Below are 12,372 nucleotides of genomic sequence, written 5' to 3' on the forward strand. Positions count from 1 at the left end.
AATTGGGACTGTTCTTTTCCGGCAGTAACGGCTATCGAATCGATAAAATTATCTCCGTCAAAGAATTGATGGAAAAATTGACGCAAGGGGAGTAAGTCCGTACGTGCTGACTCGTATTCTCCTTTTACTCTTTTTATTGTTGATGCCGGTTATAGCTGCCAACAACACTGCCCGTTTGGAAGCGGCGAAAAAAGCGTTGCAAAGCAGTGATGAAATCGAGCAATTTAGAGGCTATAACGAATGCAAAACCATCTATCTGCGGGCCATGTTGGAAAAAGATACCGAAACGGCCAACGATGCGCTGGAGGGGATCGTCAGCGGAGGGGAAAAATTAGGTATTGATGTCAGTAAATACAAATCCGATTTGGCCAAAATCAAATTCACGGCCAAAAAAAGCGATTCGGCATCGATACCGGTTGCCGAGTCTTCTGTAGAAGAGAGTACGGTTCCTTCCGTCATTTATGATAAAACTTTTAAACCGGCCCTTATTGCCGGAAAATTTGCGACACCTGAACCTGAAAAGTTGATCAAACCGGAGCCTTCAGTACGTCATGATGATATTTCAATGACGATGCGCCATCGTTTGTTGGATGCACGATGGAAAGACAGTGGATTGGAATTGATATTTGATACGCCGATCAAATCTGAAGAGATTCGGATGTCCAAGATTATCGAAGCGGACAAACAACGGTTCCGCTATATTGTCGATATTGATTCGGCAACACTTTCAAAAAGTCAAACGCTCGAACATCAAAATATCAATCGGATTAAAATGGCACAGTTTGATGCTAAAACGGTTCGGCTCGTATTTGAGCATTCAGCAGCCATCGCTATCAAACCTTCGACCAGAGGTTCATCCGTATATGTCGATCTTTCACTGGAACCGCCCAAAACAACTCCTCCTTTAGCGGCTACTCCGAAAGCTGAGACTCCAGAAGCTCCACTAATCGCGGCACTTCCTCCTCTTATTACGGTTACCCCGAGGGACAGAAGTAAAAAGATCATTGTAATCGATCCCGGGCACGGAGGAAAAGACAGCGGTGCCGTTGGAAACGGGTATATGGAAAAAGACATTGTATTGGAAGTGGGAAATCAACTTGCCGATAAACTTCGAACGATGGGGTATACGGTACATATGACTCGTAATAACGATACGTTTATCGAGCTCAAAGACCGTACTAAATTTGCCAATGACAAAAATGCCGACTTGTTTATCTCTATCCATGCCAATTCGATTCCTAAAACCTCAGATCCCGGGAGTGCCCAGGGGTTAGAAACCTATTTTCTCTCGCCGACGCGTAGTGAGCGCTCGATGCGTGTCGCTGCTTTGGAAAACTCTGAAGATATGGGGGAAATGGGACAATACGGTAAATTGAGTTTCCTCAGTTTCTTGAACAAAGAAAAAATTATTGCGTCGAATAAGCTGGGCATCGATTTGCAAAAAGGGATTTTGGGAAGTTTACGCAAACAATTTCCGGGCGTCCATGATAACGGCGTACGTGAAGCCCCTTTTTGGGTACTTGTCGGGGCACAGATGCCGGCAGTCTTGGTGGAAATAGGCTATATCAGCCATCCGGAAGAGGCGGCACGTATCGCCGATGAAAAATATCAGCGTTGGATGGTTGATGGACTGGTTGACGGAGTAGGGCGTTATTTTACGAATAACGCGTTATAAAAGTTTTTCATAAAAATAATTGGTAGCTTCGACAAACCCTTCGACGCTTCCGCAGTCAAAACGTTTCCCTTTAAATTTATAGGCTAAGACCATCCCGTTTTGTGCTTGAGTCATCAATGCATCGGTAATTTGAATCTCTCCACCTTTCCCTGCGGGAGTATTTTCGATAATCCGAAAGATATCGGGGGTGAGAATGTAACGTCCGATGATAGCAAGATTGCTGGGAGCAACTGCCGGATCAGGCTTTTCGACCATATTGGAAATCATATAGACCCCTTCTTCGATCTCTTTTCCTTCAATAATCCCGTAACGATTGGTTTGGCTAGGATCGATTTCTTCGATTGCTACGATCGAACATTTGTATTTGGCATACAATGCCGCCATTTGTTTTAGGACACCGATTTCTCCGCCATCACATAAGTCATCCGCCAAAATAACGGCGAACGGTTCGTTTCCGATCAGGGTCTCGCCGGTTAATATCGCATGTCCCAAGCCTTTCATTTCGTTTTGGCGGGTGTAAGAAAAGGTACATTGGTCGATTAGCGCACGTATCTCGTTGAGGTAATGTTCTTTTGCAGAACCTTTGATTTGGTGTTCCAATTCGTAGCTGATATCAAAATGATCTTCCAGTGCCCGTTTTCCTCTTCCTGTGACGATTGCCATCGTGTGCATGCCTGCTTCGACTGCTTCTTCAACGCCGTATTGGATAAGCGGTTTGGTTAGAACCGGAAGCATTTCTTTAGGCATAGCTTTCGTTGCGGGTAAAAAACGGGTTCCGTACCCTGCCGCAGGGAAAAGACATTTTTTGATCATCGATACTCCTTCATTATTAATGATATTTTATCACAGTTTGTTAACAGAACGTTTACGTCATTTACCGTTGAATGACATAAAGTGAAGTAAAATCTAAAAAAAGGAGAGTATATATGAATAACAGGATAAGACTTGCCGTAATGATCGGCTCGATCTGTGTGTCGCTTAACGCATCGCAGTTTGATATCGGCATATCGGGATCGGATAAAGGGATTAGCGGTTTTACTTTCTCGATCGGAGACTATTATCATGTTCCGGTTGAAGAAGTCGTTGTTATCGAACGTACTATCCCCAGAGACGAGATGAGTGTCGTCTATTTTTTAGCGCAGAGATCTCATCGGGATGCACGATACATTTCCGATTTACGTCATCGCGGAATTAGTTGGTGGGATATTACGCTTCGATTAGGTCTTGATCCGCGCACGATTTATGTGATCGACAGTCGTAGAAATTACGGTCCTCCATACGGTGTCGCATATGGGTATAAAGACAAAAAACATCGATTGCGCGATGTTGAAATCGTTGATCTGGTCAATACCCGATTTATTTCAGACTATCACCGTATCAGCCCTGATGAAGTTATAGAACGTCGGCGCGGAGGAGAGCACTATAATAAAATCGATGAACATTATCGCGGTAAAAAAATTTCAAAACATGAAGAACGATATGATGAACGTGGACCGAAAAATGATAAACATAACGACAAAGGACATGGAAACGGACAAGGGCATGACCGTAACTGATTAGGCAAGATTCTCGAGGATGCGGATCGATGAGGTATGCGATCGCGCGTAATCGAGTGCTTCGACACTCATTGGGGAAGTCGTCGCATATACGCGGTGCACTGTACGGTTATGAAACATAGGATTTTTGTCAAGATAGACCGTACAGTCTGCTATGTACTCTTTCAAATCCTGTTGTCTAATTTCTTTCAAAGAACTCTCGCAACGTACCAATAACAACTCTTTTTCCTTGATTCCGATCATATCGATACCTTCAAAATGTTCGATATCTCCTACTTTATACCCATGTTCCAAAAAATAGTTGATAACTTGTTTTATATGCTCTTGGGTTACAGTCGGAGGGCGTGTTGTAGATGGATTTTTGTGCGGGGAAGAAGGTAATTGTTCTTTGAGGATTAATTGGCTCTCTTGTATAAACTGATCACGTTGGCGACTTTCTTTTTCGGCCAGTTCACGCTGTTTGCGAGAAACGATACTTACGATCACATATCCGATTACTAAGAAAATGAATAATGTTATTAAAGTGGACATGGCTTTTTCCTTTCTTCGAATAAAGATAAAAAAATGATAGTTCATTATAAAATAACGCTATGTAAAAAAGAGTTATGTTGTGATTATAATGGATGGTTATTTTTAATAGGGTATGGGAACATTAAAAATTTTTGAATATATTGAAAATAGGGAAGTTTAAAGGTGGTGGCGGACAGAGAGGGATTCGAACCCTCGGTACCGTTGCCAGTACGTCTCCTTAGCAGGGAGGTGGTTTCAGCCAACTCACCCATCTGTCCATTGTAAGAGGGCGTAATTATACGTAGCAGTAGATAACAAGCACCTTAAAAAGATGCTTGCAAACGTTAAATTGCCGGAGAGTTTTGCGGATTCGAGAGAATTTGATCCAAAAGGGATTGTAGTTGTGCAGCCAATGCACTATTTGTAGCTTGGGCTTCGGCGATTTTTTCTTTGAGTTTGACGATTACGTCAATTCTTTCGATAAATTTCATAAGGACTCCTCGCAGTGATTTATAACACTTAAGCAAGGAATATTCCAAAATTAGAGAGTAGGTAAGAGCTGTAATTCCATTTTTATAGCATAACCATTTTGGCGTAATTGATAAATGTGTTGGTACCCCAAGTCGTTATACGCTTTTGATACCGTATCAAAATACGCTTTATGGTTGTCGAGATAGGTAAAAAGAGGGGTCTCGATCACACTGTCGAGATAGAGTTCGCTGATAATCTGTCGAATCTCTTTTTCTTTGGTTGCATATGCCGCATAAGATTGTTCCGAAGGTTCTTTGATATAAGCGGTGCGTAATTTCTCAAGATCGTCATAGCCCGTTTTCAATTCATACAACCCGATCTGTTCAAGAGATGCGATAAAAGAGTGTTCATGCTGCTGTTGGAAAAGGCTCTTTTGACGAAGCGTTTTCATATACGGGGCAAATTTTTGATTGAGTTGGACACTCTGTTTTTTATAATCTGCAAGCAACGTTTCGATCTTATCGACACTTATACCTTGCTTTTTACGTGTATCCAACTCAATTGAGATTTGATCGAGGGACATTTCGAGAGGCTGAATCGATTGCTCGTCACCGTGCCGGACGATTTGTCGTAGTAACCGCTCGCTATCCGAAAAAAGTTCTGCAGACGTTCGCGGTGTATGACTCTCGGCAGCAACGTTTTTTGTTGTAGAAGATGCCGGATTTAAAGCCATCCAAAAAAAACCGGTTGCAGCTAATAAACCGACAGGAAGAAGAAGTAAAAGTTTTTTCATCAGGATAGACCTCCGCAGAGAATATACGGAAGTTTAGGTCAAAGTGATTACAACGGTATTACGTACTAATTAAAGAGTTTTGAGTATTTTTTCCACCACTTCTGCAGGATTTTGAGCTTTGTAAATCGGGCGTCCGACAACGATGAAATCGACTTGTTCAGCACGTGCCGTCTCTATGGTGGCTACACGTTCCTGATCTCCGGCATCTTCGCCGAATGGACGGATACCGGGGGAAAGAGTGATAAATTCTTTGGAAGTCAAAGCTTTTATCGAGGCGCTCTCATACGCACTGCATACGACACCGTCCAACCCGGCTTCATGGGCATCTAGTGCGAAACGGTCTGCTTTTGCGGCAATCGGGGTATTATAGACATGGTTAAATTCATTCTCTTCAAAAGAGGTGAGTGCCGTTACGGCTAGGACAAGCGGGCGTTGTTCATACGGCACAAGCCTCTGCATCACTTCACGCATCGCTTTACGTCCTGCCGAAGCATGGACATTGAACATATCTACTCCTAGTCCCATGATCGACTCTGCCGCATCAGCCATTGTATTCGGAATATCGTAGAGTTTAAGGTCAAGAAAGATTTTAAAGTCGGGATTGATCGATTTTATAGCATCGATAAACGGTTTACCGTCACGGATATACGATCGAAGTCCTACTTTTAGCCAGAGCGGATAATTTTTTATCTTCCGGACTAGGTCGAGATTTTCTTCTTGACTCGGGAGATCAAGGGCGACACATAATTGCATAATGAGCCTTTGTTGTAAAGAATAGTAAAAGTATAACGCAGGGAAGTTTTGAAAGGGTTTAGACGGGGTACTGTCGCCAATCTTAAAAAAATACCCATTTATGTTACGTTAATAATTCATTGAGAAAAACAGCTTACAATATTTCCAGAGTAACCAACAAAGGAAAAACGATGAAAAAGAATTTAATCGCGACGTTAATGGCAGGTTTGTTGATCGGTTCAGGTGCATTGTATGCATCGGTGTACAAGGTTGACCCTTCACACACCAATGTCGGTTTTAAAGTGAAACATATGATGATTAGTACGGTGACGGGAAAGTTTAATACTTTTACCGGAACGTATGATCTTGATAAAGGACAGTTTAAAGCGTTAAGCGGACAAATTAAAACGGCATCTATCGATACGGGAATTGCAAAACGCGATGACCATTTACGCAGTGCCGATTTTTTCGATGCGGTTAAATTTCCGGATATAACGTTTACGATGACAAGTGCAACCAAAGATAAAATGACGGGGAACCTGACGATTCACGGTATCACCAAAAAAGTGGTTATGGATATCGATATGGGCGGTGTCGTAGAAGACCCATGGGGCAATATGCGTTCAGGATTCGTCTTGACAGGTTCGATCAACCGTAAAGATTTCGGGCTTAATTGGAATAAAGCGATCGAAGCCGGCGGTGTTGTTGTCGGAGACGAGATTAAACTCGTGGTCGAGGTCGAAGGTATCGAAGAATAATTAAAGCATTTTGATAAAACCGTCCCGTTTGGGGCGGAATCCTCGCAGGTCATTAATCGAAAGTCCTCTTTGTTTTCCCCATATAATTATAGAGATACATTTATGCATTTTCGCGTAATCGTTTAAATAGTCGACCATTTCCAGAGTTAAATGTTCGTAGGTCTCCATCGCTATAAAATCGTCGACGATCAAATGGCGACCGAGTTCCAGATTTTCACGGATACTGACTCCTGCATAAATACGTAAGTTTCCCCGTTCATAAGCACCGATAGGTCGGTAGTCTTTAGGATATTGCGAAGCGATAAAATGATCGAAAGTTTCTGGCGTCAGTTCGGGTCGTAAGGTTAAAAGAAGTGAATACCCCTCCTGTATCTCGGAAAGGGATAGCTCACGAAACTGCATGGAAAAATCAGTTTCCTAACGCACTGAGCTGCGCATTGATTTTGGATACTTTATCTTCGGCATCGGCCAGTCCTTCACGATTTTGGATGATGACCGCTTCCGGGGCATTAGCGACAAAGCGTTCATTGGAGAGCATCCCGCGCAATTTATCTGCCTCTTTTTGAAGTTTTTCACGTTGTTTGCTCAAACGATCGATAATCGGGCTGAGGTCAATCGCATCGGTAGGGAGATAAACCTCGACCGCTTCCCCGATATCACTGATGGCATTGTCGATTTTTGACTCTGTGAAATGTAGAGTTTCGACTTTTGCCAGACGGGTGATAAAAGGGGACATCATAGCATGGTGACCGCTGCATTTGAGATAAGCCAGATCGATTTTTTGGTTCCCTAAATCGACCAAAGTCTTCGCACGTCGGATAGTGATAATGGCATCCATGATAATAGAAAATTCCGATTCGATCGCTTCATCGGTTTGAGTATTTTCAGGGTATGCCATAATCATAATCGAATTGCCCTCTTCGAGAGATGTCCCGGAAAGCTCGTGATATAAGTATTCGGTGATGAACGGCATAAACGGATGGAGGAGTTTCATCGATTCTTTGAAAATGCTTCCGAGTTCATTAACGCTCTCTTTGGACGCTTTCCCCAGCTCAATACCCCAGTCGCAGAATTCATTCCACAAAAAGCGATACAGTACCGTTGCTGCATCGTTGAAACGGTATTCGTCCAAAAAGGCTCTGGTCTCTGCCGTAGCACGATGGAAACGGCTCAGCATATAACGCCCTAATGGAGTTACAACTTTCTGTTCAGTCAAATCTTTGAATGTCGGTACATTCATTTGGAGGAATTTAGAGGCATTGAAGAGTTTGTTGGTAAAGTTGCGGCTTTGTTCCAACCGGTCATTACTTAGACGGATGTCACGCCCTTGCGCGGCGAGAACGGCGAGTGTAAAACGGAGTGCGTCGGCACTGTATTTTTCGACCATATCGAGCGGATCGATGACGTTGCCTTTGGATTTGGACATTTTTTGTCCGTTTTCATCCCGTACCAATGCATGGAGATAGATATGATTAAACGGCAATTCTCCCGTAAAACTTTCTCCCATCATCATCATCCGTGCGACCCAGAAGAACAGAATATCGAAGCCGGTGATGAGAAGGGTATTCGGATAAAAACAGGCCATGTCTTCGCTGGTGAAGAGTTTTCCGTCCGCCGCAGCACCGTTACCCCATCCCAGAGTTGAGAACGGCCAGAGTGCAGAACTGAACCATGTATCGAGGACATCGGGATCTTGGGTAAAGGATTGGCTCGAACAATGCGGACAGGACGAAGGATGTTCTTCAAGGCTGGCCCATTCATGACCGCAGTCATCACAGTAAAATACCGGAATACGGTGTCCCCACCAAAGCTGGCGTGAGATACACCAGTCGCGGAGGTCCCCCATCCATGCGTTATAACTGTTGATCCAGTGTGCCGGGAAGAATTGCGCCAGTCCGGCATTAGTTTTTTCGATCGACTTTTTGGCTACCTCTTTACGTACGAACCACTGTTTGGAGATGTAAGGCTCGACGATATTTTTACAGCGGTAACAATGTCCTACCTGATGGGTATGTTCTTCGATTTTTTCAATAAATCCGGCTTCTTCAAGGCGCTTGACGATGACTGAACGGGCTTCAAGACGTTCTAGCCCTTCAAATTCACCCGCATGATGGTTCAAGATACCTTTCTCATCGAATACGGTAATGAATTCCAAATCATGACGTTTGCCCACTTCGTAGTCGTTGGTATCATGAGCCGGGGTGACTTTAACGACACCCGTTCCGAATTCGCGGTCGACATGAGCATCTGCGATGATCTTAATCTCGCGGTTGATCAAAGGTAGGGTTACGCTTTTGCCGATGAGATGGAGGTAGCGCTCATCATCAGGATGAACCATTACTGCCGTATCGCCGAAATAGGTTTCGGGACGGGTGGTAGCGACCACGATATGACCGCTGCCGTCGCTGAACGGATATCGCATATGGTAGAAGTTGCCTTGGTGCTCTTCGTGTTCTACTTCGATATCGCTCAGAGCACCGTCATGGGTACACCAGTTGACCATGTAGTTTCCGCGAACGATGAAGTTTTGATTATAGAGGTGGACAAATGCCTCTTTAACCGAAGATTTTAGCCCCTCATCCATCGTAAAGCGTTCGCGGCTCCAGGCAGGTGAAACGCCAAGTTTACGCATCTGTCCCACGATTGTTCCGCCGCTATGCTCTTTCCATTTCCAGACCCGTTCCAAAAAGGCTTCACGACCTAACTCTTCTTTGGTCTTTCCTTCGGCAAGGAGCTGTTTTTCAACGACGTTTTGGGTCGCAATACCGGCATGACCGGTCCCCGGTTGCCAGAGGGTTTTATATCCATCCATCCGTTTGTATCGGGTGATGATATCGATAAGGGTATGGTTTAATGCATGACCTATATGAAGTGAACCGGTAACATTGGGAGGTGGAAGCATAATCGCAAAGTGTTTATTCGGTTTAATGATAGTCTTGTTTCCGTCTACTTCAAAATAACCCCGATTTTCCCATATAGGGTAATAGGTTTCTTCAATATTTTTGGGATCATAATGGGGTGCTGACATAAGAAGGCCTTGGGTTCAAAAAATATCGCGAATTATACCAAAACCTGGTTTGAAATTCAGAGGAACGTTTTTTGCTTTGTCTTTTTTATATTAAATACTGCTAAAGGATAACGATGCAATATGAAGTAAAATCGATGATACTTGGATTCGAACAAGTGGATCGTGTCGAATTAAAAGAGGTCGATGAGTTGTTCTCCACGCTGAAAAGTGTTCGCGGAGGTGACGTCAGTTTCACGCTTGTCAATCCTTATCTTTTAAGAGAATATTCATTCGATCTTCCGACGGCTATTAGAGTACTATTGGATATTAATGAAAAATCCAACGTACTGGTATATAATGTCGCCGTTATTCAAGACCCGCTCGACGAAACGTATATCAACTTCACCGCTCCGCTTATTTTCAATCAGGACAATGCGACTATGGCTCAAGCGGTATTGGATGTACAGTATCATCCTGATTTCGGTTTAGCAGAACCGATTAAAAAATTTAAAGCACGATCCGCCTCCTGAAACATTGGGGGCTTTAAGGAGCCTCTTGCCACTTTCACGCCTCAATGAGCAACAATATACTGCTGCAACCGCTCCGTATGGACACAATCTTATTATTGCTTCAGCCGGTACGGGAAAAACCTCTACGATTGTAGGCCGTATTGCGCATTTGATTTCCAAAAATGTCAAACCTGAAGAGATTTTGTTACTCACGTTTACCAACAAGGCTGCGCAGGAGATGGTTGATCGCGTTGCCATATTTTTCGGGCGTGAGATCGCTTCCAAAATCGATGCGGGGACATTTCATGCCGTAAGTTATCGATGGCTTAAACGTAAAGACGGCAAAGTGGTATTAAAACAGCAACGTGAACTGAAAACGCTGTTCCGAAGTGTGTATGAAAAACGGACATTCAGCCACATCGATTGTTCTACATCCGCGTATGGGGCCAATTATTTATATGATGTGTATTCTTTTTATCAAAATACGGAACTAGTGGTCAATTTCGAAGAGTGGATCAAAGCCCGACAGGATGAGCATGCCGTATACGCAGCTATTTATGCCGATATTATCGATGAATTTGAAGCATTAAAAAAAGAGTACGGTTTTGTCAATTTCAATGATCTGTTACTGCAAATGAGGGAGCTGGCTCATCAGAGCGATTTAGGTTACAAAGAAGTGCTAATTGATGAATATCAGGATACTAACGCGCTTCAAGGTACCCTTATCAATGCGATGCGTCCACCGTCACTTTTTTGCGTCGGAGACTATGATCAGAGTATTTACGCGTTTAACGGAGCGGATATTTCTATTATTGGTTCTTTTAGTAAAAATTATGGGGATGCCAAAGTATATACTCTTAATAAAAATTACCGCTCCACAGTGCCGATATTGACATTGGCAAATACCGTTATCGCTTACAACGAGCGGATTTATCCTAAAGCCCTTGAAGTGACGCGTACGGGAGATGCCCAAAGTCCGGCATTATTAATTTACGATGAACTGTTTGATCAATATCACGGGATTGCTCAAATGATTGGCGATTCATCGACTGAGAGAGAAGAAATAGCGGTTATTTTTCGTAATAATGCATCAGCTGACGGCATTGAAGCAACTTTGCGCGAAATGGGAATACCGTGCCGTAGGAGAGGGGGAACCAGTTTTTTTGATTCTAAAGAGATCAAAGCATTATTGGATATGTACACTTTATTGGTGAATGAGTCGGATATGATGGCGTTTATTCATCTCTTCGATTATGCCAAAGGGGTCGGAAGTGCAATTGCAAAAGAGCTCTTTGTCGCACTTCAAAAATTAGGGAACGGTTCTTTTATCCGGGGATTGTATTCACCGGATATCGCAATTTCAAACCCTTTTGAAAAACGGCGTTTGAATCATCAGTTGGGATTGTTTGACGATTTTGCCGAGCTCGGAAGTGCGGGACGATTTGCCAAGCTGGGATTTGATCCTAATTTTATGGGTAATCCGATTTTAAAGCATGCTAAATTATCGAAAGATTCGGCTACCTTTCTACACGATTTATTTATTCTCTTCAGGCAACTGCGGGATATAAAAGAGCCGAAGGCAGCCGTGCAAAAAATAGCTCTTTCGGCTCTTTATGCTCACGTGATCGAACACCTCTCACATCGTCGGGCGACAATGGAAAACGGCTCCATCGACGAACGGCTAAAAACCGAATCGCAAGAACGGATTCGACGAAAACTGACACTTTTATTTGAGCTTTCACGCCCGTATAAAGATCATGAACGATTTTTAAATGCCATGGTTTTGGGATCCCAGGATCTGACACAAGGAGAGGGGGTTCATCTTCTCAGCATTCATGCTTCGAAAGGGTTAGAGTACAAAGAAGTCTATGTCATTGACTTGATGGATGGACGATTTCCTAACAGAAAATTGATGAGTCGTAGCGGCAGTATCGAAGAAGAACGACGACTCTTTTATGTTTCGGTTACTCGGGCGAAAGATCGATTATTTCTCAGTTATGCCAAATATGACAAAATCAAAAAAACCAATTTTGTCCCATCCCAATTTTTATTTGAAACCGGTCTGATCCCTAAAGATGAGACTTATACAACCCTTGTGGCTAAAGGTTTGCTCGAAGAGGTTTGACCCTCTTCTTAACGGCGGCCTTGTACGGCGTTCCCCATTTCCCACATCGGCAAGAAAATCCCCAAAGCTAACAAGACGACCATACACGCGATAATTAGTAGCATGATCGGTTCAATTGCTTCGGAGAGACCGTCGATGATGGCATCAAAACGCATTTTATAGTATTCCATGACCTTTTGCATCATCGCATCAAGCTGACCGCTCGATTCTCCGGCGGAGATCATTTGGATGATCAT

14 protein-coding genes and 1 tRNA gene are annotated in these 12,372 nt (G+C 43.4%); 6 read left to right on the forward strand and 9 right to left on the reverse strand.

Going from position 1 to position 12,372, the window contains the following annotated elements:
* On the forward strand, positions 1-95 hold a 95-nt coding region (locus Q0389_RS01870), incomplete at its 5' end, for a hypothetical protein (protein ID WP_298691080.1).
* Positions 96-103: 8 nt separating this feature from the next.
* Positions 104-1,675, forward strand: a complete 1,572-nt coding sequence (locus Q0389_RS01875; protein WP_298691054.1) for an N-acetylmuramoyl-L-alanine amidase — start codon at positions 104-106, stop codon at positions 1,673-1,675.
* On the opposite strand, the gene galU is transcribed toward Q0389_RS01875, so the two are convergent.
* Positions 1,670-2,488, reverse strand: a complete 819-nt coding sequence (galU, locus tag Q0389_RS01880; protein ID WP_298691055.1) for a UTP--glucose-1-phosphate uridylyltransferase GalU — start codon at positions 2,486-2,488, stop codon at positions 1,670-1,672. The two genes, Q0389_RS01875 and galU, sit on opposite strands and share 6 nt — an antisense overlap.
* A gap of 113 nt (positions 2,489-2,601) precedes the next feature.
* On the opposite strand from galU, the gene Q0389_RS01885 reads away from it, so the two are divergent.
* On the forward strand, positions 2,602-3,231 hold the full coding sequence (locus tag Q0389_RS01885; RefSeq protein ID WP_298691057.1) for a hypothetical protein: 630 nt from the start codon (positions 2,602-2,604) through the stop codon (positions 3,229-3,231).
* Here Q0389_RS01885 and Q0389_RS01890 read toward each other — a convergent pair whose 3' ends face one another.
* From Q0389_RS01890 to pyrF, 5 genes are all read right to left on the reverse strand, one after another.
* The gene (locus Q0389_RS01890) at positions 3,232-3,762 is read right to left on the reverse strand and encodes a hypothetical protein (protein WP_298691059.1); all 531 of its coding nucleotides are present in this window, start codon (positions 3,760-3,762) and stop codon (positions 3,232-3,234) included.
* Between the two features lie 166 nt (positions 3,763-3,928).
* Positions 3,929-4,019 (reverse strand) — tRNA-Ser (locus Q0389_RS01895).
* A 66-nt stretch (positions 4,020-4,085) separates the two neighbouring features.
* Complete coding sequence (locus tag Q0389_RS01900; RefSeq protein ID WP_298691061.1) at positions 4,086-4,232, reverse strand: hypothetical protein; 147 nt, start codon at positions 4,230-4,232, stop codon at positions 4,086-4,088.
* A gap of 50 nt (positions 4,233-4,282) precedes the next feature.
* Positions 4,283-5,005, reverse strand: a complete 723-nt coding sequence (locus tag Q0389_RS01905) for a hypothetical protein (protein WP_298691063.1) — start codon at positions 5,003-5,005, stop codon at positions 4,283-4,285.
* 69 nt (positions 5,006-5,074) lie between these two features.
* Positions 5,075-5,758, reverse strand: coding sequence for an orotidine-5'-phosphate decarboxylase (gene pyrF, locus Q0389_RS01910; RefSeq protein WP_298691065.1), 684 nt, complete (start codon positions 5,756-5,758; stop codon positions 5,075-5,077).
* Between the two features lie 170 nt (positions 5,759-5,928).
* Here pyrF and Q0389_RS01915 point away from each other — a divergent pair, with 170 nt between their 5' ends.
* A complete protein-coding gene (locus Q0389_RS01915; protein WP_298691067.1) occupies positions 5,929-6,495 on the forward strand; it encodes a YceI family protein in 567 nt (188 codons plus the stop codon).
* Here Q0389_RS01915 and Q0389_RS01920 read toward each other — a convergent pair whose 3' ends face one another.
* Together Q0389_RS01920 and Q0389_RS01925 are read right to left on the reverse strand one after the other, a co-directional pair.
* Positions 6,496-6,897, reverse strand: a complete 402-nt coding sequence (locus Q0389_RS01920) for a hypothetical protein (protein WP_298691070.1) — start codon at positions 6,895-6,897, stop codon at positions 6,496-6,498.
* Positions 6,898-6,904: 7 nt separating this feature from the next.
* Entirely contained in the window at positions 6,905-9,523 is a 2,619-nt protein-coding gene (locus tag Q0389_RS01925; protein WP_298691072.1) for a valine--tRNA ligase, read from the reverse strand.
* Between the two features lie 113 nt (positions 9,524-9,636).
* On the opposite strand from Q0389_RS01925, the gene fliW reads away from it, so the two are divergent.
* Together fliW and Q0389_RS01935 are read left to right on the forward strand one after the other, a co-directional pair.
* Positions 9,637-10,032, forward strand: a complete 396-nt coding sequence (fliW, locus tag Q0389_RS01930) for a flagellar assembly protein FliW (RefSeq protein ID WP_298691074.1) — start codon at positions 9,637-9,639, stop codon at positions 10,030-10,032.
* Positions 10,033-10,057: 25 nt separating this feature from the next.
* Positions 10,058-12,136, forward strand: a complete 2,079-nt coding sequence (locus tag Q0389_RS01935) for an ATP-dependent helicase (protein ID WP_298691076.1) — start codon at positions 10,058-10,060, stop codon at positions 12,134-12,136.
* Positions 12,137-12,144: 8 nt separating this feature from the next.
* Here the strand turns inward: Q0389_RS01935 and Q0389_RS01940 are convergent.
* On the reverse strand, positions 12,145-12,372 hold a 228-nt coding region (locus tag Q0389_RS01940), incomplete at its 5' end, for a type II secretion system F family protein (RefSeq protein ID WP_298691078.1).

Source organism: uncultured Sulfuricurvum sp., from assembly GCF_937936435.1.
Lineage (GTDB): Bacteria > Campylobacterota > Campylobacteria > Campylobacterales > Sulfurimonadaceae > Sulfuricurvum.

Coding starts and splice junctions, on each gene's coding strand:
- galU (WP_298691055.1), bottom strand. CDS start 2,488: ATGATCAAAAAATGTCTTTTCCCTGCGGCAGGGTACGGAACCCGTTTT.
- Q0389_RS01885 (WP_298691057.1), top strand. CDS start 2,602: ATGAATAACAGGATAAGACTTGCCGTAATGATCGGCTCGATCTGTGTG.
- Q0389_RS01890 (WP_298691059.1), bottom strand. CDS start 3,762: ATGTCCACTTTAATAACATTATTCATTTTCTTAGTAATCGGATATGTG.
- Q0389_RS01900 (WP_298691061.1), bottom strand. CDS start 4,232: ATGAAATTTATCGAAAGAATTGACGTAATCGTCAAACTCAAAGAAAAA.
- Q0389_RS01905 (WP_298691063.1), bottom strand. CDS start 5,005: ATGAAAAAACTTTTACTTCTTCTTCCTGTCGGTTTATTAGCTGCAACC.
- pyrF (WP_298691065.1), bottom strand. CDS start 5,758: ATGCAATTATGTGTCGCCCTTGATCTCCCGAGTCAAGAAGAAAATCTC.
- Q0389_RS01915 (WP_298691067.1), top strand. CDS start 5,929: ATGAAAAAGAATTTAATCGCGACGTTAATGGCAGGTTTGTTGATCGGT.
- Q0389_RS01920 (WP_298691070.1), bottom strand. CDS start 6,897: ATGCAGTTTCGTGAGCTATCCCTTTCCGAGATACAGGAGGGGTATTCA.
- Q0389_RS01925 (WP_298691072.1), bottom strand. CDS start 9,523: ATGTCAGCACCCCATTATGATCCCAAAAATATTGAAGAAACCTATTAC.
- fliW (WP_298691074.1), top strand. CDS start 9,637: ATGCAATATGAAGTAAAATCGATGATACTTGGATTCGAACAAGTGGAT.